Source organism: Mesorhizobium sp. YC-39 (assembly GCF_025753795.1).
Classification (GTDB): domain Bacteria; phylum Pseudomonadota; class Alphaproteobacteria; order Rhizobiales; family Rhizobiaceae; genus Mesorhizobium.
In genome coordinates this window covers 1-21,186 of record NZ_JAOWPS010000017.1, presented here as the reverse complement: position 1 = coordinate 21,186, position 21,186 = coordinate 1, and the positions used below count along the sequence as shown (strand labels likewise).

20 protein-coding genes and 1 pseudogene are annotated in these 21,186 nt (G+C 59.9%); 17 read left to right on the top strand and 4 right to left on the bottom strand.

Annotation, left to right across the window (positions count from 1 at the left end):
• The first annotated feature begins 58 nt into the window (after window positions 1-58).
• Entirely contained in the window at window positions 59-1,618 is a 1,560-nt protein-coding gene (locus tag OHD62_RS34945) for a dicarboxylate/amino acid:cation symporter (RefSeq protein WP_006204587.1), read from the top strand.
• Window positions 1,619-2,130: 512 nt separating this feature from the next.
• Here the strand turns inward: OHD62_RS34945 and hemN are convergent.
• Window positions 2,131-3,480, bottom strand: a complete 1,350-nt coding sequence (gene hemN / locus OHD62_RS34940; RefSeq protein ID WP_006204589.1) for an oxygen-independent coproporphyrinogen III oxidase — start codon at window positions 3,478-3,480, stop codon at window positions 2,131-2,133.
• 158 nt (window positions 3,481-3,638) lie between these two features.
• Here hemN and OHD62_RS34935 point away from each other — a divergent pair, with 158 nt between their 5' ends.
• From OHD62_RS34935 to OHD62_RS34880, 12 genes are all read left to right on the top strand, one after another.
• Window positions 3,639-4,385 carry a Crp/Fnr family transcriptional regulator gene (locus OHD62_RS34935; protein WP_040583499.1) on the top strand — a complete coding sequence of 249 codons (747 nt, stop codon included), beginning with the start codon at window positions 3,639-3,641 and terminating at the stop codon, window positions 4,383-4,385.
• A 69-nt stretch (window positions 4,386-4,454) separates the two neighbouring features.
• Complete coding sequence (locus OHD62_RS34930; protein ID WP_263792242.1) at window positions 4,455-4,643, top strand: hypothetical protein; 189 nt, start codon at window positions 4,455-4,457, stop codon at window positions 4,641-4,643.
• Between the two features lie 303 nt (window positions 4,644-4,946).
• Window positions 4,947-6,578 carry a cytochrome-c oxidase, cbb3-type subunit I gene (gene ccoN / locus OHD62_RS34925; RefSeq protein WP_263792240.1) on the top strand — a complete coding sequence of 544 codons (1,632 nt, stop codon included), beginning with the start codon at window positions 4,947-4,949 and terminating at the stop codon, window positions 6,576-6,578.
• On the top strand, window positions 6,569-7,300 hold the full coding sequence (gene ccoO / locus OHD62_RS34920; RefSeq protein ID WP_006204597.1) for a cytochrome-c oxidase, cbb3-type subunit II: 732 nt from the start codon (window positions 6,569-6,571) through the stop codon (window positions 7,298-7,300). Before ccoN ends, ccoO begins: the two co-directional genes overlap by 10 nt.
• A 12-nt stretch (window positions 7,301-7,312) precedes the next feature.
• Window positions 7,313-7,468: a CcoQ/FixQ family Cbb3-type cytochrome c oxidase assembly chaperone gene (locus OHD62_RS34915; RefSeq protein ID WP_006204598.1), complete on the top strand. Its 156-nt coding sequence runs from the start codon at window positions 7,313-7,315 to the stop codon at window positions 7,466-7,468.
• Window positions 7,465-8,331: a cytochrome-c oxidase, cbb3-type subunit III gene (ccoP, locus tag OHD62_RS34910; RefSeq protein WP_006204599.1), complete on the top strand. Its 867-nt coding sequence runs from the start codon at window positions 7,465-7,467 to the stop codon at window positions 8,329-8,331. Before OHD62_RS34915 ends, ccoP begins: the two co-directional genes overlap by 4 nt.
• Window positions 8,332-8,535: 204 nt before the next feature.
• Window positions 8,536-10,095, top strand: a complete 1,560-nt coding sequence (ccoG, locus tag OHD62_RS34905) for a cytochrome c oxidase accessory protein CcoG (protein ID WP_263792234.1) — start codon at window positions 8,536-8,538, stop codon at window positions 10,093-10,095.
• Window positions 10,092-10,589, top strand: coding sequence for a FixH family protein (locus OHD62_RS34900; protein ID WP_006204603.1), 498 nt, complete (start codon window positions 10,092-10,094; stop codon window positions 10,587-10,589). The genes ccoG and OHD62_RS34900 overlap by 4 nt, the downstream gene beginning before the upstream one ends.
• Entirely contained in the window at window positions 10,586-12,856 is a 2,271-nt protein-coding gene (locus OHD62_RS34895; RefSeq protein WP_263792230.1) for a cation-translocating P-type ATPase, read from the top strand. Before OHD62_RS34900 ends, OHD62_RS34895 begins: the two co-directional genes overlap by 4 nt.
• Window positions 12,856-13,011, top strand: a complete 156-nt coding sequence (gene ccoS, locus OHD62_RS34890; RefSeq protein WP_006204605.1) for a cbb3-type cytochrome oxidase assembly protein CcoS — start codon at window positions 12,856-12,858, stop codon at window positions 13,009-13,011. The genes OHD62_RS34895 and ccoS overlap by 1 nt, the downstream gene beginning before the upstream one ends.
• Window positions 13,012-13,569: 558 nt before the next feature.
• On the top strand, window positions 13,570-14,751 hold the full coding sequence (ubiM, locus tag OHD62_RS34885; protein ID WP_006204607.1) for a 5-demethoxyubiquinol-8 5-hydroxylase UbiM: 1,182 nt from the start codon (window positions 13,570-13,572) through the stop codon (window positions 14,749-14,751).
• Window positions 14,752-14,861: 110 nt separating this feature from the next.
• Window positions 14,862-16,769, top strand: coding sequence for a putative bifunctional diguanylate cyclase/phosphodiesterase (locus OHD62_RS34880; RefSeq protein ID WP_065518346.1), 1,908 nt, complete (start codon window positions 14,862-14,864; stop codon window positions 16,767-16,769).
• A gap of 95 nt (window positions 16,770-16,864) precedes the next feature.
• Here the strand turns inward: OHD62_RS34880 and OHD62_RS34875 are convergent, their stop codons facing one another.
• Window positions 16,865-16,993 carry a hypothetical protein gene (locus OHD62_RS34875; RefSeq protein ID WP_263792225.1) on the bottom strand — a complete coding sequence of 43 codons (129 nt, stop codon included), beginning with the start codon at window positions 16,991-16,993 and terminating at the stop codon, window positions 16,865-16,867.
• A 214-nt stretch (window positions 16,994-17,207) separates the two neighbouring features.
• On the opposite strand from OHD62_RS34875, the gene OHD62_RS34870 reads away from it, so the two are divergent.
• Window positions 17,208-17,903, top strand: coding sequence for a transposase (locus OHD62_RS34870; protein ID WP_318528685.1), 696 nt, complete (start codon window positions 17,208-17,210; stop codon window positions 17,901-17,903).
• Window positions 17,904-18,588: 685 nt separating this feature from the next.
• On the opposite strand, the gene OHD62_RS34865 is transcribed toward OHD62_RS34870, so the two are convergent.
• On the bottom strand, window positions 18,589-18,801 hold the full coding sequence (locus OHD62_RS34865; RefSeq protein ID WP_006204612.1) for a hypothetical protein: 213 nt from the start codon (window positions 18,799-18,801) through the stop codon (window positions 18,589-18,591).
• 242 nt (window positions 18,802-19,043) lie between these two features.
• Between OHD62_RS34865 and OHD62_RS35915 the strand changes: the two are divergent.
• The 3 genes and pseudogenes from OHD62_RS35915 to OHD62_RS35905 form a co-directional block, all read left to right on the top strand.
• A pseudogene (locus tag OHD62_RS35915) lies at window positions 19,044-19,139 on the top strand (hypothetical protein); the annotation flags it as partial.
• A 12-nt stretch (window positions 19,140-19,151) separates the two neighbouring features.
• Window positions 19,152-19,343: a hypothetical protein gene (locus OHD62_RS35910; RefSeq protein ID WP_006204613.1), complete on the top strand. Its 192-nt coding sequence runs from the start codon at window positions 19,152-19,154 to the stop codon at window positions 19,341-19,343.
• Window positions 19,344-19,439: 96 nt separating this feature from the next.
• Entirely contained in the window at window positions 19,440-19,739 is a 300-nt protein-coding gene (locus OHD62_RS35905) for a hypothetical protein (RefSeq protein ID WP_412177468.1), read from the top strand.
• Window positions 19,740-20,009: 270 nt separating this feature from the next.
• On the opposite strand, the gene OHD62_RS34850 is transcribed toward OHD62_RS35905, so the two are convergent.
• Window positions 20,010-21,011 (bottom strand): IS30 family transposase, encoded by a 1,002-nt coding sequence (locus tag OHD62_RS34850; RefSeq protein ID WP_006204614.1) that lies wholly within the window; start codon window positions 21,009-21,011, stop codon window positions 20,010-20,012.
• Window positions 21,012-21,186 lie beyond the last annotated feature (175 nt).

Below are 21,186 nucleotides of genomic sequence, written 5' to 3'. Positions count from 1 at the left end.
GCGGTGGAAGAAGCCCGGGACGGTCGAAACTCGCCCCAATCCGGTCAGGGAGAGAAAAATGCTAGCTCCACCAGTCCGCAGCGCGAATCCCGCGCCTCGCAAGCCTCTCTACGCCCAGCTTTACGTGCAGGTGCTTGTCGCCATCGCCCTCGGCGTCGCAACTGGCTATTTCTGTCCGGGGATCGGCGAGAGCCTGAAGCCGCTGGGCGATGCCTTCATCAAGCTCGTCAAGATGATCATCGCGCCTGTCATCTTCCTGACAATTGCAACCGGCATTGCCGGTATGAACGATCTTCACAAGGTCGGCCGTGTCGCCGGCAAGACCATGGTCTACTTCCTGAGTTTCTCGACGCTCGCACTGATCGTCGGCCTCATCGTGGCCAATGTCGTTCAGCCCGGCGCCGGCCTCAATATCGATCCCGCCTCGCTCGACCTGCAGTCCGTGAACAGTTACGCCGCAAAGGCCCACGAGCAGTCCGTGACGGACTTCCTGATGAACATCATTCCGTCGACGATCGTCGGCGCGTTTGCGCAAGGCGACATCCTGCAGGTGCTGTTCTTCTCGGTTCTCTTCGGCATCGCGCTGGCGATGGCCGGTGAGGCGGGCAAGCCTGTCGTTTCCTTCCTTCAGGCGCTCATCGCGCCCGTCTTCAAGCTCGTCGGCATTCTGATGAAGGCTGCCCCGATCGGCGCTTTCGGCGCGATGGCCTTCACCATCGGCAAATATGGCATCGGCTCGGTTGTGAACCTGGCGATGCTGGTCGGGACGTTCTATTTCACCGCCTTCCTCTTCGTGTTCGTCATCCTCGGCGCGGTCTGCCGTTACAACGGCTTCTCGATCGTTGCTCTCATCGGCTACATCAAGGAAGAGCTGCTGCTTGTCCTCGCAACGTCCTCTTCAGAGGCCGCGCTACCCTCACTCATGGAGAAGATGGAGAAGGCCTGCGCCGCGCGTTCGGTCGTGGGCCTCGTCGTCCCGGCCGGATATTCCTTCAATCGGGATGGCACCAACATCAACCTGACGCTGGCGGCCCTCTTCATCGCGCAGGCGACGAATACGGATCTGTCGATCGGCGATCGGATCCTGCTGCTTCTTGTCACCATACTCTCGAAGGGAGCAACTCGCATTACCAATACCGGCTTCGTCACGTTGGCCGCGACGCTCCTTGTCGTCCCGACCGCTCCGTTCGCCGGCGTGGAGCTGATCCGTGCTGTCGAGCAATTCATGTTCGAATGTCGCGTGCTGAGGAATCTGCTCAGCAACGCTGTGGGAACGCTCGCCGTCGCCTGCCGGGAGGCCGAGCCGGATGAAATTCGTTTGGCAGGCGCCCTCGCGAGCAGACCTTCGGCGCTTTGGCGGTGGAAGGTCAGGTCACCCGGCATGGCGAAGGGCGGCCACGGTTGGCCGGCTCGCGCGAACGCCTATCAGGTATTGAGGGCAGGGCGCGAAGCCGTCGTAGAGGAGCCGTTCGCTGGTAACGCCACCAATAGAGCCCCGCAACTTATCGTACTCCGGGAACTGCGGGGCAAGCGATCAAAAGTAATGACCCACCTTTACGCCAAAGGCACCAATGCTGGCCTGCCGTCCGCCGCTCATTGGAGCCCGCCCCATGTCTAAGCCAAACTGCCGGCTCTGTTGCCACGATCGCACCGATGAGGACATCAATCTGGCGCATAATCTAGCGGAAAGCGGTCATCGGAGAATTTTGACTGGGTCTCCTCACTCCAGGACCACGAGCTCGCGCGCCAGGAGCCCTGTCACATCTTGGTTGCGATAGCGCGATGCGATGCATGTCCTATGCGCCAGTTCGAATCATTCGCACAACGCCAGGTCGGTGGGCTTCGAGCGGCATGTTATCGACAAGGTCGAGACCCCGATCCTGGATCCGGCGAAGACGATTGTTGTCTGCTTCCGATACAAAAAGGCGGCCGGACTCAACGTGGCGCTTGCGGGACTTCGAAATGAAATAGGGTGCCGGAAGGCACGACCGGACGATATCGTCGCTAATGCCATCGCATCTGGTCCGTTGTGAAATCCTATCTTGACGCGAAAGTGGTCGATGAAGAGTCAAAAACGTAGCGCAATCGGTTCACGATCGACTGAAAACCGTGACCTTTCCTCTGCGGTGCTCAGATTGCCGCCGAATGCCTGGCCGTTCCACTTTCGAAATATTTGTCGAACTTCACCGCAATGCTCCTCACGAACGGACGATTTTCCGCCGGCACGACGAAACTGTCGCCTTGGAGTTCAAGCAGTCGAGCGGGATCCTGAAGGGCGATGGAGCTTGCCTGAAGAAGCAGCTTTTGGCCGGCTTCCCCGAAGCTCTCCACCAGGTCGATCGCCGAGAAGGCGAAATCGCACATCAGCCGCTCGATGATCCAGCCCCGGCCGCGATCGTCGTCGGACAGCACGATCCCGCGCACAGCAGCCAACCTGCCGTCTGCAACCATGCGGCCGTACTCGCCGGTCGAAGGCATGTTCTGCACGTAGCCCTGGCGAAAACGGCCGATGGACGAAGGGCCAAGTCCGATCAACGTCTCGCAGCGATCCTCGGTGTAACCCTGAAAATTGCGATGCAAAGTCCCCGCGCGGGCCGCTATAGCCAACGCATCGCCCGGCTTTGCGAAATGGTCGAGCCCGATTGATTCGTACCCCTCGTCCACAATCGCTCGCGCGGCAAGTCGCGATTGAGCGAACCGCTCGGTGGTGTCGGGAAGCCATGCCTCGTCGATCATCGTCTGGTGTTTCTTGAACCACGGTACATGGGCGTAGCCAAAAAGCGCTATCCGGTCTGGCTCCAGGGTCAGCGCCCGCGCGACGGTGGAGGAGACGCTCTCCCTTGTCTGATGCGGCAAGCCGTAAAGCAGATCGAGGTTCACGGACTCGACACCGCGTGAGCGAACTCCGTCGACGACTGCCTTGGTCTGCAAAAAGCTTTGCTTGCGATTGATTGCCTTTTGCACGTTCGGATCGAAATCCTGCACGCCGAGGCTCGCCCGCGTCATCCCGATTTCAGCAAGTGCATCAAGGCGGGCTTCGTCCGTATTGTTCGGATCGATCTCGACGCTGATCGTCGCATCGCCGAGAAAATCGAAGCTGTCCCGCAGGACCGTGCCCAGTGTCATCATGTCCTCGGGCTTCAGCATCGTCGGCGAACCGCCCCCGAAATGAACTGCGCGAACTCGGCCCTTGCCGCTGACAAGGCCGCCAACAGTCGCAATCTCCGCATACAGCGAGCGCAGATATGCGGCCACTGGCTCATAGTGGCGGGTCTGCTTGGTATGGCACGCGCAGAACCAGCACAGCCTGTCGCAATAGGGAACATGCAGGTAAAGCGATATCTCGCCACCGCTTTCGAGCGCCTCCAACCAGCCGCGGTAAACGACAGCATCGATGCCCGGATGGAAATGCGGCGTGGTCGGATAACTGGTATAGCGCGGGACGTTCTCGCCAAGTCTGGCAGCTAGTTCCGGTAGCATGTCGTGACCCACGGTGTTTGCTTTTCGCTGGAACTCTGGAGGCATTGACGAGCCAAGCCCTGATTTGGGTCAACCTCCGGCACGGACAAACTGCCGCAAGGATTTTTCTACCGTCGATTGCTATCCTGCCGACAAATTGGGACCGGTAGAGCGATCAAATGACAGTACGGCAGGACATTCGCAGTTCCGGCATTCCCGCTCTTTGCCTGTCTTGCGAGGCACGGCACCACGGCGTCTGTGGTGCGCTCGATCCAGACCATTTGGCTCGGCTCGCCAAGACGTCGTCGCGGCACAAGATCGATCCGGGGGTCGAACTGATCGGCGACGCTGAGACTGTCGACAGCTATTCAAACCTGCTTTCAGGCGTGGTGAAGCTGACGAAGAGCCTTTCGGACGGCCGCCAGCAGATTGTCGGCCTCCAGTTCGCGCCGGATTTTCTGGGACGGCCCTTCAGAGTCAAAAGCACGATCAATGCGGAAGCCGCAACAGCTGTCTCGCTGTGCTCGTTTCCCAGGGCGGCCATCGAACGGACGATGAAGGAATCACCAGAATTTGAGCACCGCCTGCTCAAGCAGACGCTCTACGAACTCGACGAGGCACGTGAATGGATGGTGACTCTGGGGCGCAAGACCGCACCGGAGAAGGTGGCGAGCTTTCTCCTCATGATCGCCCGGAATATCGATTCCAGTCTTGAGCCTGGGGCCAGGTCGGCGTGCTTCGAGCTGCCGCTGACGCGTGCCGACATTTCTGATTTCCTTGGAACCACAAACGAGACGGTGAGCCGTCAGCTGACCAGACTGAGAATGGACGGTGTGATCCGGATCGAGAACAACCGCCATGTCACAGTGGACAGCATGAGCCGGCTGGAACAGCGCTGCGGCGGCCGAGGCGCAACCGCCCCTTGAATGAGCGATGTATCGCGCTTCGAAGAAGCCGCGTAGCATGAACCCGACTGCTTCCACACTCGCTATCGGATGACGATCTCCGATCGCCAGGAGCGTTTTGGCCACCTCGTCGGCGAAGCATTGATCCTCGAGGTGCTCGACGCGCAACCGGCTGGTGGACGCAAGATTGGGCTCGGCCAAGGTCAGCACGCCTTATACGCCGCAGGAAAAATGACCGTCTCCTCGAAGCGTTCGCGCTGGCTGTCCCAAGGCATTTGAAGGCGATCGACGTACGGCAAGGCACCGGCTATATTTTCCAGCGCGTCGCAGACGCGCGCTTCACCACATCGTCCGGAATCGCCTCCACACCGGCCCGGCCCGGGGAACCGGACTTGTCCATAAACGGGGCGGCCCGTTCGGCATTTTCTCGTTCAATCGCCATCTTCCAATCGCACCGAACTCAATGCTGCCCCGAAGCAAAAATCGTGCGGCTCTGACATGGATCAGGGCAAGCAGGCGGCGGCTGCGCAATTAGTGGACTGCGGATTTGGCGTCCGTCGGAATTGGAGATCGGAACTTGCGATGAAATTCGGCACAGAGATCGTCCTTCTAAGCCTTTTCGCGTTTGCGGCTTTTGTGGCTGCCGGCTTCGGCGTGGACGAGCCATTCCGACAGCATATGTTGGTGCTGCTCATCGCGCTGCTGGGTTTCACCGCTGTTCTTCTACGCAACACGAGTTTCGCGCCGGCAGTCGCGGTCGATCCGTCAGCCTATATGGATGGTCCAATCCGATACGGCGCCATCGCGACCATGTTCTGGGGTATCGTCGGCATGACTGTCGGTGTGGTCATCGCGCTGCAGCTTGCCTACCCCGATCTCAACATCCAGCCCTGGTTCAATTTCGGCCGTTTGCGGCCGCTGCATACGTCGGGTGTCATTTTTGCTTTCGGCGGCAATGCCCTTCTGTGCACGTCTCTGTATGTCGTGCAGCGCACCTGCCGCGCGAGGCTATTCGGCGGCAATCTCGGCTGGTTCGTGTTCTGGGGCTACCAGCTCTTCATCGTCATGGCCGCGACTGGCTATCTGCTCGGCATCACCGAGAGCCGTGAATACGCCGAACCCGAATGGTATGTGGACATCTGGCTGACCATCGTTTGGGTCGCCTATCTCATCCTGTTCCTCGGCACGATCCTGAAGCGCAAGGAACCGCACATCTACGTCGCCAACTGGTTCTACCTCTCCTTCATCGTGACCATCGCGATGCTGCATGTGATCAACAACCTCTCGATGCCGGCGTCCTTCCTCGGTTCCAAGAGCTACTCCGCCTTTTCCGGCGTTCAGGACGCCTTGACGCAGTGGTGGTATGGCCACAATGCCGTCGGCTTCTTCCTGACCGCCGGCTTCCTCGGCATGATGTATTATTTCGTGCCAAAGCAGGCGAACCGACCGGTCTATTCCTACCGCCTTTCGATCATCCACTTCTGGGCGCTAATCTTCCTCTATATCTGGGCCGGTCCACATCACCTGCACTACACTGCCCTGCCTGATTGGGCGCAGACGCTCGGTATGGCATTCTCGATCATGCTGTGGATGCCTTCCTGGGGCGGCATGATCAACGGTCTGATGACGCTCTCCGGCGCATGGGACAAGCTCCGCACCGATCCGATCATCCGCATGATGGTGATGGCCATCGCCTTCTACGGCATGTCGACATTCGAAGGTCCGATGATGTCGATCAAGACGGTCAACTCGCTGTCGCACTACACCGACTGGACCATCGGGCACGTCCATTCCGGTGCGCTCGGCTGGGTCGGCATGATCTCGTTCGGCGCGATCTACTACATGGTGCCGAAGCTCTGGAACCGTGAACGGCTCTACTCGCTGAGGCTCGTCACCTGGCACTTCTGGCTGGCGACGCTCGGGATAGTCGTCTACGCCGCTGTCATGTGGGTCTCCGGCATCATGCAGGGCCTGATGTGGCGCGAATACGACGAGCAGGGTTTCCTGGTCTACTCCTTCGCCGAAACCGTGGCCGCCATGCACCCCTACTATGTCATGCGCGCCATCGGCGGAGCCATGTACCTCTCCGGTGCCCTCATCATGGCCTGGAACATCACCATGACGATCCTTGGCTACCAACGTGAGGAAGATCCGATGCCGGGCTCTGTTCCAGCCTTCCAGCCTAAGCGATCAGGAGCGAGAAATTGGGCTTGATGGACAAACACGCAATCATCGAGAAGAACGCCTCGCTTCTTCTCGTTGGTTCCCTTCTTGTAGTGACCGTCGGCGGCATCGTCGAGATCGCACCGCTCTTCTATCTCGACAACACGATCGAGAAGGTGGAGGGCATGCGTCCCTATTCGCCGCTCGAACTTGTCGGGCGCAACATCTATGTGCGCGAGGGCTGTTATCTCTGCCACAGCCAGATGATCAGGCCGTTCCGCGACGAAGTCGAGCGCTACGGTCACTATAGTCTCGCCGCCGAGTCGATGTACGATCACCCGTTCCAATGGGGATCGAAGCGCACGGGGCCGGATCTCGCACGGGTCGGTGACCGCTACTCGAATGTATGGCACGTCGAGCACCTTACGGATCCGCGTTCGGTGGTGCCGGAATCGATCATGCCGAGCTACGCGTTCCTCAAAGACGCATCGATCGACGTGAAGGACTTCTCGACGCATCTGGTCGCCAACAGGCGTGTCGGTGTCCCTTACAACGATGACATGATCGCGCACGCCAATGTCGACCTGATGGCGCAGGCCGATCCCAGCGCCGACACATCCGGCCTTGAGGCCCGCTATCCCAAAGCCAAGATCGGCGACTTTGACGGCAACCCGCAACAAGTCACCGAAATGGATGCCCTCGTCGCCTATCTGCAGATGCTCGGCACGCTGGTCGATTTCAAGAACTACGACGAAGCCACCGGCTACCGCTGAGGAGCTTTATCCATGGATTACAATTTGATGCGAGAGTTTGCCGACAGCTGGGGTCTGGTCGCCATGGCGCTTTTCTTTGTCGGTGCAATTGCCTTCGCGCTCCGCCCCGGCAGCCGCAAGATGGCCGACGAAGCTGCCCAGATTCCCCTTGAGGACGGCAGATCATGAGCAACAACGAGCACATCGACGAAGTGTCGGGAGTCTCCACGACTGGTCATGATTGGGACGGTATCAGGGAGCTGAACACCCCGCTTCCGCGCTGGTGGGTCGTAACCTTCTACGTCACGATTGTCTGGGCGATCGGCTACACCATCGCCTATCCGGCATGGCCGCTGCTGAACTCGGCGACGAAAGGTGTGCTCGGCTATTCCAGCCGCAACCAGGTCAAGAACGATCTGGCGGTGGCCGAAGCCGCCAAGGGCAAATATGTCGAGGCGGTAGGGTCCAAGAGCGTCTCGGAGATTGCCGCGGACGATGGCTTGCGCGAATTCGCGGTCGCCGCCGGTGGCGCCGCCTTCAAGGTCAATTGCGTCCAATGTCATGGCTCCGGTGCCCAGGGCTCCAAGGGCTTTCCCAATCTCAATGACGACGACTGGTTGTGGGGCGGCAAGGCCGAGCAGATCCAGCAGACGATCACGCACGGCATCCGCTTCGCGTCCGATACTGACACGCGGATCTCGGAAATGCCGGCCTTCGGTGACATCATCACCCCTGACCAGATTGCTCAGGTGAGCGCATACGTGGCCAGCCTTTCCGGCAAGGTCCAGGACGCAAGCCTCATCGAGCCAGGCGCCAAGGTCTTTGCCGAAAATTGCGTCGCCTGTCATGGCGACAATGCAAAAGGCAACAAGGAACTCGGCGCTCCCGATCTGACCGATGCGATCTGGCTTTATGGACCGGGCGAGACGGCCATCGCCGCCCAGGTCCGCGCGCCGAAACAGGGCGTGATGCCGGCCTGGATCGGGCGGCTCGGCGAGACCAAAGTCAAGGAGCTTGCAGTCTATGTCCATTCGCTTGGCGGCGGAGAATAGTAACCCAAGCCTATTCTCGACCCCCCTCCCGCCAAGCGACGAGGCCCGGCGCGCGCCGGGCCTCGACTGCATCGCGGCATCGGGCGACTGACCTGCATCAACGCATCGCTGCCCGCCATACGGCAAGCTTGCTCAACGCGGGCATCAGCCAGAACCGATGGGCCTGGCTTTCGGCGAAATCGTCGCTGGTGACGGGAGCTTCTCGTGCTTGATAATAGGCAGACAGAACGGCTGGAAGCCGAGGCGGCCAACTCCGCCAAGCTACGACAACCACTCTATGCCGCGCGCAAGAAGATCTTCCCCAAACGCGCCACAGGCAGCTTTCGCCGGTTCAAATGGCTGGTGATGGCGATCACGCTTGGTACCTATTACCTGACCCCTTGGCTGCGATGGGATCGCGGGCCATTTGCCCCCGATCAGGCTGTGCTGATCGATCTCGCCAACCGCCGCTTCTATGTCTTCTTCATCGAGATTTGGCCGCAGGAATTCTACTACGTAGCAGGCCTTCTCGTCATGGCCGGCTTTGGCCTTTTCCTGATCACATCCACGGTTGGCCGCGCCTGGTGCGGCTATACATGTCCGCAAACCGTTTGGGTTGATCTGTTCCTGGTCGTCGAGCGAGCTATCGAAGGCGATCGCAATGCCCGCATGAAACTCGACGCCGGACCCTGGAGCGCACGCAAGCTGGTCTTGCGCACGGCCAAGCATTTCATCTGGTTGCTGATCGCGGTGGCGACCGGTGGCGCCTGGATCTTCTATTTCTCCGATGCGCCTACCTTGTTTCATGACGTCTTTACTGGCAGTGCCGCACCGGTAGCCTACATCACTGTCGCGGTGCTGACAGCGACCACCTACACGTTCGGCGGGCTGATGCGCGAGCAGATCTGCACCTACATGTGTCCCTGGCCGCGCATCCAGGCAGCCATGCTCGACGAGAGTTCGCTGACCGTTACCTATAATGATTGGCGCGGCGAACCGCGCTCGCGCCACGCCAAGAAGGTGCAAGCCGCGGGGCAGCCGGTCGGTGACTGCGTCGATTGCAACGCCTGCGTCGCCGTCTGCCCCATGGGCATCGATATCCGCGACGGCCAGCAACTCGAATGCATCACCTGTGCGCTTTGCATCGACGCTTGCGACGGCGTCATGGATAAGCTCGGCAAGGAGCGAGGGCTGATCTCCTACGCCACGCTCGACGATTACAATGCGAACATGGCTCTTGCTATGACGGGGGGCGCCACGCTGGTCAATCCATCGCTTGTAAGGACCGCTGACGGACGTTTCATCGATAATCTGGCGCATTTCCAGCTGCGCAAGATCTTTAGGCCGCGCATCTATGTCTACACGGGCTTGTGGTCACTGGTCGGCATCGGACTGCTCTATTCTCTGATGACCCGCAACCGGCTCGAAGTGAACGTGCTTCACGACCGCAACCCGCAATTCGTGACGCTGTCCGATGGATCCATCCGCAACGGCTACACCGTTAAGCTGCTCAACATGATCCCCGAGCCAAGGACGATCGTCGTCACGATGCAGGCGTTGCAAGGGGCTGACATGAGCGTGGTCGGCGACGATATCGCGGCAGGTCGTTCCTTCGCCATTCCGGTCGAGCCCGACCGCCTGAAAATGTTGAAAATCTTTGTGCGCCAGCCGGCGGATCAGATCCACGGCGCAGCGCAAATCTTCACGTTCCGGGTCGAGGACAAGGCGAGTTTCGAGTCGGACGAATACACCGCCACTTTCAACGCACCGGAGACCGCCAGATGAGCGCGAATACGCAGAAATCCCGCGAATTCACCGGCCGGCACATGCTATTCACCATCCTTGCCTTTTTTGGGGTGGTCATCGCGGTCAATCTGATCATGGCGACGCTCGCCAACACAAGCTGGACCGGGCTCGTCGTCGAAAATAGCTATGTGGCGAGCCAGGAATTCAACAAGAAAGCAGAGGAAGGCCGGGCTCAGGCGTCACTTGGCTGGAAGAGCCGGTTGACGATTGCCGGTGGCGAGATTCGCTACAGCCTCGCAGATGCGGCAGGCAAGCCTGTCGCATTGCACGGCGTCAAGGTGATCTTCCGTCATCCCGCCTACGAAAAAGGGGACGAGTCCATCACTCTTGCCCTTGCCTCCGGCCAGGAATACGCGGCCCGACATACGCTCCGGAATGGGGTCTGGATCATTGAGGTGGACGCAGACGCAGGTCTCGCAAAGTCCTATCGCGAAGTCCGCCGTGTCATCGTTTCCCATGGAGCGCTGCAATGAGCTGTTGTGCGCCGGGCGCGGAAATGGCGCTGGATCTTGAGACATCCGTCCTGCCCTCGAGCCAGGAAATCCGATTGGCGAGCCGATCGCTTGGCGATGACCTTCACCAGACCGATCTTTCAGTGCCGACGGTTCATTGCGCGGCCTGCATCCAGGCGATCGAGAAGGCGCTTGGCAGGCTCGATCACGTCGAGGGCGTTCGCGTCAACCTGTCGACGAAACGGGTCTCGATCCAGTGGCGCGGGAATGATATTCCGCCGGTCGTTGCCGCGCTTGGACGGCTCGGCTACGAGGCGCATCTGTTCGACCCCGAGGTTGGCGAGAAGGACAAGACACTTTCGGAACTGATCCGCGCCGTCGCGGTCGCGGGCTTTGCGGCGGGCAACATTATGCTGCTTTCGGTCTCGGTCTGGTCAGGTGCGGAAGGCGCGACGCGGGACCTGTTCCATTGGGTGTCGGCGCTGATCGCCATCCCTGCGCTCGCCTTCGCCGGCGGCATCTATTTCCGCTCGGCCTGGAATGCGCTCCGCCACGGCCGCATGAATATGGATGTGCCGATCGCGGTCGGCGTCTCGCTCGCCTATGCCATGAGCCTTTACGAGACCATCAACCACGGCGAGCACGCCTATTTCGACGCGTCGGTCTCGCTGCTGTTCTTCCTGTTGATCGGCCGCACGCTGGATCACGTGATGCGGGAGCGTGCCCGCACCGCTGTGAACGGCCTGGCGCGGCTGGCGGCACGCGGCGCCATGGTGCAACGCGATGACGGCACACGCGACTACCTGCCTGTCGGCGAGATCGAACCGGGCATGCAGCTGCTGGTCGCTGCCGGCGAAAGGATCCCCGTCGACGGCAGGATCATTCGCGGAGCCTCCGATCTCGACTGCTCGCTGGTTTCCGGCGAGAGCACACCGAAAACCGTGGCGTCAGGGGAACGGGTCCAGGCCGGCACGCTCAATCTTACCGGCCCGCTGACCGTCGAGGCTACCGCTGCTGCGAAGGACTCCTTCCTGGCGGAAATGGTCAGGCTGATGGAAGCCGCCGAGGGTGGTCGAGCGCATTACCGCCGGATCGCCGACCGCGTCTCGGCGCTCTATGCGCCGGTGGTGCATCTCACCGCCTTCGTGACTTTCCTCGGCTGGGTGGCGGCAACCGGCGACTGGCATCGGGCAGTGACGATCGCCATCGCCGTTCTCATCATCACATGCCCATGCGCACTCGGCCTCGCGGTGCCGATCGTGCAGGTCGTCGCCGCGCGGCGCCTGTTCGAAAACGGCATCATGGTCAAGGATGGTTCGGCCATGGAGCGCCTGGCGACGATCGATACAGCGGTCTTCGACAAGACGGGCACTCTGACGCTGGGAAAACCCCGGCTCGTCAACAGGTCATCCATCGATCCGGCCATGCTGGCCCTCGCCGCCGCGATGGGCGCACATTCCCGCCATCCGCTTTCGCAAGCAATCGCCGGCCTGGCGAGCCCGGCCGGGCAACCGACATTCAATGAAGTGACCGAGCGTCCGGGTTTTGGCATCGAAGCGACAGCCGCAGGCAACACCTGGCGCCTGGGCCGGCGCGGATGGGCCGGCGGCAAGGGTCGGACCGGCGCCGAAGGCAAGACAGGTGGAACGGTGCTGACCCGAAACGGAACGATCGTCGCATCCTTCGAATTCGAGGACGCCTTGCGGGCGGACGCGGACACGGCCATTGCGCGGTTGAAAAATGCCGGACTTACGGTGGAAATGTTGTCCGGCGATACGGTCGTCGCATGCGCCGAAGTCGCGGAGGCGTTACCAGTCGACCATTTTACCCCCACTCTCCTGCCGTCAGGAAAGGTCGAGCGGATCAGGCAGCTGAGCAATGACGGTCACCGGGTAATGATGGTCGGCGATGGTCTGAACGACACGCCCGCGCTGGGCGCGGCGCATGTCTCGATCGCCCCGGCCACCGCCGCCGACATTGGCCGCAACGCTGCGGATTTCGTATTCCTACGCGAGAGCCTTCTGGCCGTGCCTCTTGCGCTGGACGTCTCGCGGAAAGCCGGGCGGCTGATACGCCAGAACATCGCGATCGCGATCGTCTATAATACCATTGCCGTGCCGATAGCCATTCTAGGGCACGTCACGCCGCTGATCGCTGCGGTGGCCATGTCCGCTTCGTCGCTGCTTGTCATTGGAAATGCGCTGCGCCTGCAACGCTTTGCAACCACCGAGGTGACGAGAGCTCCTTTGGCAACGCGCTCCGGCATTCACGAATCAATGCAGTCGTGATGACGACGCTCGTCTACCTCATACCATCAGCTCTGTTCCTTGGCGCTCTTGGGCTGTCCGGCTTTCTGTGGGCGTTGAGGAGTGGTCAATATGAGGATATTCACGGGGCCGCTGAGCGCATCCTCATCGACTGGGACGACAAGCCGGAACGCTGACCCAGGTCGCTATGCTGACGATTGTCAGGTGCCGGTGGTCAACCGAGTCGACTTGGGAACAGCCTGCTGAGGCTGTCACTCGAAGGACTGCGTGGGCGTTCTGCCAGAATACGTTTGCTAAGAAAGAGCCGCACCGAAGGGGAAGCCCGCTATTCCAATACGAGCTGACCAGACCGCGGCCAACGACCAGCCGACTGTGAACCCGCCGTTGCCGGCTTTGTCGTGTCTGGCTGATCCAGATCAAGGTTATCTCATCATCGGCATGGTTTCGTCGACCAGCCTTTCAAGGGAGAACACATGTCTAACGGACAGTTTGGTCGTCACTATCAGCCAACCGCCGACGTGAGAATCTCGCTTGCCGGCTGGCTATCTGCCTTGGCTGGGCGCCCATCAGCCGCGTTCCTGGCTCCATCGTTCGTTGCCGATCTATGCGCATTTTTCTGCCCAGTGGCCTGAGGGTATGCGGCTGGCACTGGAACGCAGGTCCGTCGATCCACGGCTAGCGGCTCAACTCCAGCAGCATCCCACGCAGATATCCGACGCGATGGCGGCACGCTGATGGCAGGGTCCCCCGAGCGGTTTGACATCGTCGTCATCGGAGCCGGGCCGGTCGGACTTTCGTTCGCCGCATCGCTTGCACAGAGCCGGCTCAAGGTGGCAGTCATTGAACAGCAGCCGCTCGAAAGGCTGGCAAATCCGGCTTTTGACGGTCGCGAGATCGCGCTGACCCACGCATCGGTCAGAATTCTTCGCGAGCTCGGCGTCTGGGATGCCATCCCCGCTTCCGACAAATCACCACTTCAAGGCGCGCGCGTGCTCAACGGATCGAGCCCTTTTGCGCTGTGCTTCGATTCTCCCGGCGGATCTCGGGAACCACTCGGGTTCTTGGTTCCAAATTGTCGGATCCGCGATGCCTTGTTCAAGATCATCCGCTTGCAAGATGATGTCCAGTTACTGTGCGGCCACTCGGTCGTTGGTGTCAAAAACAGCGAGACAGGAGCAGTCATAACGCTCTCTGACGGCAGGCAATTGACCGCTCGGCTTCTCGTTGCAGCCGATTCGCGTTTGTCCGCCACGCGCGGTCTGCTCGGCATCGGCGCCGACATCAATCGGGTTGGCAGCTCGATGCTGATTTGTCGGGTGAGGCACGAGCGCGCCCATCACCAGATCGCAGTCGAATGGTTCGATCACCATCAAACGATAGCGATGTTGCCACTCATGGAAGGCGTGTCCTCGCTGCTTGTCACTTTGCGCTCAAGCGAGGCTGACAGACTGCTTGCTTTCGACGACGATTCGTTTCTGGTGGAATTGACGAAGCGGTGTCGCGGGCGCCTCGGAAAAATGACCTTGGCAAGCACCCGCCATGCCTATCCGCTGGTCACGACGTGGGCGCACAGGTTCTGGGCTCCGAGCGCCGCGCTCATCGGCGACGCCGCCATTGGCATGCACCCGGTGACCGCGCATGGCTTCAACATTGGCCTCAGCGGCCAGAAGCAACTCGCCCATAAGATCATGACAACATGTCGCGACCGCCATGACATTGCCGATCCCGACATGCTCCAGAGATACGAAAGCCGGCTACGCCTGTCGGCGGCACCGCTCTATCATGCTACAAACATACTTGTCGGTCTCTACTCAGGCGAGCACCCGGCGGCACGGCTTGCAAGACATGCGGGGCTTCGCCTTGCCCAATATCTTCCCTTTGTCCGCCATGGCATTTCGGCCATGCTTAGGCGGTGAATCGCAGATAGCGTTGCCGCTCTCGAACCGCTGAATAGTTAACCCGTCCTTCAGTGGGTGTGCATAGGCTTATCCTGCCAAGAAGCCTTGGAAGGTAAGACAACCCGCCCATGGACCTGAACAACGAAGACACGCTGGACGCCAAAATCCGTCAGGATCAGCTTGCTGACCTGAGGGCCGGCTTCTTCGTGTCAATGCCGATAAGCACTGTCCTGTCAGGCCTTATATTGACGGTGCAGGCTATTTCTGGCGGCGGTTCTAGCGCCGCGATCTGGTTCCTGGTCGTCAATGCGATAAATGTCGGCCGCCTTGCGCTCGCCCGTTATCAGCTAAGGCAAACGGAACGCCATGATGATTCTGCAGGGACCTCGCAGCGGCTCCGCCGGTTTGGCGTTCTTGCCCTTATGGCAGGGTTTGCATGGTCCTTTCTTGCCGTTCTCACGGCCGGATACACGACACCGCACGCACCGCTGCATCTGATCATTCTGGCTGGCATTGCAGCTGGCGCTGTTACGTACGGCAGTTCATATGCCGCTGCCGCGATCAACTTCATCACACCCCCGCTCCTGATCACAGCGGGGTGCTTGCTGGCAAAAGGCAACTTCGAAGGCTGCGTTCTGGCTTTTGCCGTTCTGCTCTTCCTGGGCGGCCTGGTGCGAGCCTCCTTTGTTGGGCAAACGCGCTTCCGCGAAGCGAGCCGCCTGAGGCATGAGGCCGAGCGGCTTGCAGCCGAAATGGAGGCCAGTTCCAGGCAGGACCACCTGACGGGCCTTCTCAACAGGCGTGGCCTCGAACACGCCATCGGCCGGTTCGAGGCCACAGCCGGCCTCTTTGTGGCGATGCTGATTGATCTGGACGGATTCAAATCCGTCAACGATACCTACGGTCACAGGACCGGTGATGAACTGCTCGTCATGATCGCCCGCCGGATAGAGGAGGAGGCACCGGAAGGCTCAACGCTCGCCCGCATCGGCGGCGATGAATTCGTGCTGTTTTTTCCCTTGGCGGGGGATTCGCTTTCTGCCAGTGATCTCGCCTCCAATATCATAGCCAAGATTGCCCGCTCGTATCGGGAGGTGGCGTCCGTCCGGATCGGGGCATCGATAGGGATATACCTGGCTGAAAGCCCGGGACTGACGGAAATGTTGTTGCGGGCCGATATCGCCCTTTACACGGCCAAGCGGCGTGGCCGGAACGAATTTTGCCTGTTCGATGCCGAACTCGACAGGGAACTGCAGCGCCGCCAGTCCATCGAACGCGACCTTCATTCGGCGATAAAGACGAGAAGCTTGGGACCCTGGTTCCAGCCCATCGTGAAACTCGACACCGGGGCCGTGATCGGTTTTGAAGCCTTGCTAAGGTGGTCCCATCCGATTCATGGTGCCATCTCTCCACCCGAAATCATGACAGCCGCGCGCCACACCGGAATGCTCGAGCTTCTGACCCAAACGGTCTTCGCCGACTGTTGTGTTCTTATCGATGGCTTGGTGAAAGCCGAGTGTCGTGATCTTCGCGTGGCGATGAATGTTTCGCCGCGCGAACTGGAAGCCGGCGATATCGACGACATGGTTCTGGATGGTCTGGCGGCAAAAGGCCTGCCTGCAACGATGTTCGAAATCGAGATTACCGAAGAATCCCCGGTCGACCCGGACAGGGTGGACGAAAAGCTCGGACGTCTTTCCCATGCCGGCATTGCCATCGCGCTCGATGACTTCGGCACCGGCTTTTCCACATTGGCATCGCTCAAGGACAGTCGGATACGCAAGGTGAAGATAGACCAGGGCTTCATTCGCGGCTTGGCCAGATCCCGGGAGGACCGGCTGCTTGTCAAAACGGTCATCGATCTTGGCAGGAGCCTCGGGATCGAGGTCATGGCCGAGGGCGTCGAAACAGAGGCGGATCGGCAAACCCTGCACAAGCTTGGCTGCCGAACCGCTCAGGGCTTCCTGTTCTCCAAGGCAATGCCTCTGAGCCAGGCGCTTGACATGGCGGTAAAACAGCATGCCAAGGCGTTGTGACCGGCGCCCGCCGCGCTTTCCTACGCGGCCGTGCGCTCTGGAATCGTGGGGACAGAGACTTGCCTGTCTGAAACGCGTGGCCGTCCGCGTGTGCGTCAGCCGGCGAGCAGGTCTTTGTAGCCAGTCGTCACCATCCAGTTGGCCCGGTCGATATGGCTGCGAAGCGCCTCGCGGGCGCGTTCGGGCTCAAGGGTCGGGTCGATGCCGAGAATGAGATCGGCCATCTCCGCTTCGCTGGCATTGTCGGCGCGGGCGCCCAATCTAGCAGACGCATGTTAGCGTCGAACGGCGCTTGCGATGTTGGACGCCGCTTGCTTGTTGCTAGTTTTGTCCGATAAAGCTCCGAGGGAAACGCGAGGGGACGGAGCATTGACTCTTCGCGGCATGACACGAAGCGACGACTGATCGCACACGTCGGTTATCATCAAGGAAGAGGAAATGAAGCGCCAGATCCGGCCATTTATCGTGGAGGTCAAACAAAAACGGGGCAATGGCAAACAGAGCCGATCGATCTGGGGCGATCTCGACCTGTCCGCTATTGCCGCCGAGACAATGAAAGATTCCAACGAGGAGATAGGACTGCAAAACCGTCAGCATATTGACTCTCATGTGACACCCATTGATGTTGAAGATGGATATAAACCAAGAGCGGAGCATCTTATGGCCGACCTTAGGGCAGCCGAACTAGCGCAGTCCCCGACCGAAGCGCCTGCGAATGCAGAAGCCGCTGACGCAAAGAAAAAGAGAACTCCGCGGCCGAAAGCAGCCAAGGCACAGCTAGAACGCCCGGCTCGAAAGCCAGCCGCTAAGATGGCGCCTGCTGCGACGGACATTTCGGCGTCAGTTCGCAACGCGCGAAAAACTTACTCGGCAAAGGAACGCGGCCAACTCCTCTTACAGATCGAGAAATCGATTAGTCGTGGCGAGAGCATCAAGAGCGCCACAGCACAGGCTAGCATATCGGAACAGACCTATTACCAGTGGAAGAAGAAGGCTACGCCGCCCGCGTCGGACAGCGGTGAGCTAAAGGATCTGATCGCGCTTGAGGAAGAGAATGCTCACCTGAAGAAGCTGCTCGCCGAGCGTCTTCGCAAGGAGAATGCGGAGCTAAAGAAAAAGCTCGGGCTCAATTAGGCCGGGTCAGCCGCTGCCTTAGCCTCGACACCCGCTCAAGTTGGCAGCAGCATCTCGCCGTCGACGATGCGTCAGATTAAGGCGTCCGTCTCCGGTTGCGTGGCAGGTCGCCGAGCGCAGCCGCCGATTTATCATTCGCCGTCGGCGGCACAATACAGGGACGGCGGTCGGGCGCGGCTCTCCGGAAGATTGCGCTACAGCTCTCCCGGCCGCTCCGGATAGGCCAGGCGATCGATCGTCTCGTGGCGACGCGGACCCAATGCGACCACCCAACCTCTCCGCTGGGCGATCGTGCCATCATACCAGAAGGACGGGCATGTATCACTATCCTCGCTTAGGGTCGGAGGTCGTGTTGGAAGAGGAGGCGCCGCCCGAGTGAAACGCAGGTGAATACGGACTGACAGAATATAGCGTCTGCCGGCCATTACATATTTGGACAGACCTGCGCTCGGCTCGATCCGGGAGTGCCTTCCGTGATCGCACCATATTCTGCTGAGTGCAGTCCGGTATTGATCCGGGGCGGCCCTATGTCGTGCTGATCAACTTCCGTCCTTCCCTAGAAGGCGGCAGGACTATAGTCTTGCGTCTCGCTTACAATGGTCTGACGTTACCGCTTTAGTTCCGGTATCGTCCATTGGACGTTCCGTATTTTAGTCAATCGAGATGTATCCCAAGCGCGTGCCAACTAGATACCGCTGTCGTCGGAATCCAGCTTTGACCGTATTGTGTTGATGGCGTCCACAATGGTATCGGCAGTCTGCCGGTCTAGCGCGATATCCAACAAGCCTTCAGTTGTCTGGATCGACAGGATGCCAAGAGGGCCTCTCTCGTCCATGACAGTGCTAACGTGAATTTCGGTCGGCACGAAAGGCAGCGCCTTTTTTCCGGTACGCTTCATTGGGTACTCATTGCCTTGGCCAGCTTCGACAATCGCGCAACGCGGCGACGATTTCAAGCGGACCAGACGACGCTACCCAGCCATAGGGATCCGTCATCAACGAGGTCGCGCATTGCTTGCCTATGATCATGCGGCCGTCATATGTTGGCGTTAAATACCCTTAATTCCGGATTTTTGGATAAATGGATAAAAAGTCAGCTCTCCTCGCATTGGCAGCACTTGGCTAGGATACCCGGCTCGAAGTCTTCCGCCTGCTGATTAAGGCGGGTGCCGATGGCATGCCCGCCGGCGAAATCGCCTCGCGCCTTGATTGCAGAACACCATGTCAGCGCACCTGAAGGTCCTTGACAATGCTTGGCCTGGTCCGCGCCGAGCGTGACGGCCGAAGGGACTTCATGATGGCGCATCCGATCCTGAAGGTTGCTGTTGGGCAGCCGGGCAGCAGAAACAAGTCGAATGCCCTGCACCCGGTTATCCGGAAACGACCGCGCCCCGAGGCGATGAATGAGGACAAGGACAAGTCCCGCCAGAAAATTGAATAGCTCTATCGTCACCGCGAAGGCGCCGCCTGCCTGCGGGACTCCGAGATCGCGAACGTCATTACTAACAGCGTCAGCGGGCAGGGGATCAGGTCCGCCATGAAGCAGATCGTCGGCCTTCGCTCGGCGCGCGCCAAGATCCCCGCCGTTTATGTCTACGAAGATTTAGGGCGCGAGGCGGCCATCTCCAGTACGAGGTATGTCCCTGATCGTGGTCGCGATCTGCTTGATAGCTTTGGCCGTGCCCGGGTGTTTCGGGTCGTCTACATCGACGGTTTGCAGGGCCGAGCGCCTGAAGCAGCAGCCGACATCCTCGACCTTAGGCAGGTCAATCATTCCACCGTAGCCATCCAGGAGCTGATGCACACCACCCCATCGGGTTTTTGCACCGGATCCTGATGTTCTGGGCCGAGCCGCGCTCCTCTCAGGAATGCTTTGTCGCCTTCAAGGCTACAAGGATGATTCCAGGCTGCGGGCGCTTCAGGACTGCGTGCTGTTCCTGCAGGCACAGAAATTGGGATTCTCCGTTCTAACGGGCAACATCAGCGACTTCGACTACTTGCTGCAGCTGAGCCCGACAGGTCGAGTTTTGATGTATCGGCGAATCTGATTGTATTTGTGTGAGTTCTCGCTGAAGTGCGACTGCGCAGCGAGGGTAGGTTAGCGCGTTCACCGATTGGCCGACAGTATCTTCTGACGGAAGACTTCGGCCGGTGTTCTGAAGCCGAGGCATTTTCGGGGCGTTGAGTTGAGATGGGCGCACACCTGGTGCAGGTCTCGATGCTCGATCGACAGTGGATCGGTGTCTCGCGGAAGCCATTTGCGAGCACGGCGGTTGGTGTTTTCCACCGTGCCTTTCTGCCACGGCGCCTGCGGATCGCAGAACCATGTCTGAACGCCGAGACCGGCCTGAAGGTAGGGCCAGTCTGTGAACTCGGTGCCGCGGTCAAAGGTGATTGATCGGCGGGCGGAATAGGGAAGGGGACCAAGCACGTCAATCAAGCCGTCCATGATCGCGCGCGACTGCCGGTCGTTGTTGCGTAGGAAGACCGTGAAGCGGCTCACCCGTTCGACCAGCGAAGTGACGTTCGCCTTGCCGAATTTCTTGCGGAACTGGATCAGGTCGCATTCCCAGTGTCCGAGCTGCTTTCTGTCCCGAACAATGTCCGGACGATGCAAAATGCTCAGTTCCGGGCTGAATCGACGGCCATGACGCCGCCTGACGTGCCTCCGCCGGCGTCGGGCGCGGCTCTCCGGAAGATAGCGCCACAGCTTCAGCTCCTGGCCGTCGGCCGAATAGGCAAAGCGATAGATCGTCTCGTGGCAGACGCGGACGCTGCTACGTTCAAAAGCCAGTCGACCGGCGATCTGCTCTGGCGACCAGCCATGCTTGATGCGCTCGATGATCGATGCGCGAAGCTTCGGATGCCGAACCAGTTTGCGAAAACGGCTGCGGCGTTCCCTGGACCGATTGTTGGCCGCCACACAGAAATAGCCGGTCAGATCCGGCATCTCCCGATCCTCGAACTTGTTGCGCGCGATCTCGCGGAAGATCGTCGAGCGATGGCGGCCAAGCTTCTCAGCAATCGCATCAACACTGACGCCAGCCTGGCGCCAGCGCTCGATCTTGCGGCGTTCATCCAAATCGATCTGGGAGTAGGTGCGTTTCATCTACGGTTCCTTGCATGCGATAGGTCATTGGTATCGCTGCAAAGTCGCAGTTCAAGTGTCGGTGCGACGAGTTTCGTGAATCGGCGCGCAGCGGAGACTGAGTCCGCGCAAAGGCTTGGCGACATAGATATTGTCCCATGTTTGTGAACTGACCCCTAAATGTGCGATGTTTGCG

Coding starts and splice junctions, on each gene's coding strand:
- OHD62_RS34945 (WP_006204587.1), top strand. CDS start 59: ATGCTAGCTCCACCAGTCCGCAGCGCGAATCCCGCGCCTCGCAAGCCT.
- hemN (WP_006204589.1), bottom strand. CDS start 3,480: ATGCTACCGGAACTAGCTGCCAGACTTGGCGAGAACGTCCCGCGCTAT.
- OHD62_RS34935 (WP_040583499.1), top strand. CDS start 3,639: ATGACAGTACGGCAGGACATTCGCAGTTCCGGCATTCCCGCTCTTTGC.
- OHD62_RS34930 (WP_263792242.1), top strand. CDS start 4,455: ATGACGATCTCCGATCGCCAGGAGCGTTTTGGCCACCTCGTCGGCGAA.
- ccoN (WP_263792240.1), top strand. CDS start 4,947: ATGAAATTCGGCACAGAGATCGTCCTTCTAAGCCTTTTCGCGTTTGCG.
- OHD62_RS34915 (WP_006204598.1), top strand. CDS start 7,313: ATGGATTACAATTTGATGCGAGAGTTTGCCGACAGCTGGGGTCTGGTC.
- ccoP (WP_006204599.1), top strand. CDS start 7,465: ATGAGCAACAACGAGCACATCGACGAAGTGTCGGGAGTCTCCACGACT.
- OHD62_RS34900 (WP_006204603.1), top strand. CDS start 10,092: ATGAGCGCGAATACGCAGAAATCCCGCGAATTCACCGGCCGGCACATG.
- OHD62_RS34895 (WP_263792230.1), top strand. CDS start 10,586: ATGAGCTGTTGTGCGCCGGGCGCGGAAATGGCGCTGGATCTTGAGACA.
- ccoS (WP_006204605.1), top strand. CDS start 12,856: ATGACGACGCTCGTCTACCTCATACCATCAGCTCTGTTCCTTGGCGCT.
- ubiM (WP_006204607.1), top strand. CDS start 13,570: ATGGCAGGGTCCCCCGAGCGGTTTGACATCGTCGTCATCGGAGCCGGG.
- OHD62_RS34880 (WP_065518346.1), top strand. CDS start 14,862: ATGGACCTGAACAACGAAGACACGCTGGACGCCAAAATCCGTCAGGAT.
- OHD62_RS34875 (WP_263792225.1), bottom strand. CDS start 16,993: ATGGCCGATCTCATTCTCGGCATCGACCCGACCCTTGAGCCCGAACGC.
- OHD62_RS34870 (WP_318528685.1), top strand. CDS start 17,208: ATGAAGCGCCAGATCCGGCCATTTATCGTGGAGGTCAAACAAAAACGG.
- OHD62_RS34865 (WP_006204612.1), bottom strand. CDS start 18,801: ATGAAGCGTACCGGAAAAAAGGCGCTGCCTTTCGTGCCGACCGAAATT.
- OHD62_RS35910 (WP_006204613.1), top strand. CDS start 19,152: ATGCTTGGCCTGGTCCGCGCCGAGCGTGACGGCCGAAGGGACTTCATG.
- OHD62_RS35905 (WP_412177468.1), top strand. CDS start 19,440: ATGAAGCAGATCGTCGGCCTTCGCTCGGCGCGCGCCAAGATCCCCGCC.
- OHD62_RS34850 (WP_006204614.1), bottom strand. CDS start 21,011: ATGAAACGCACCTACTCCCAGATCGATTTGGATGAACGCCGCAAGATC.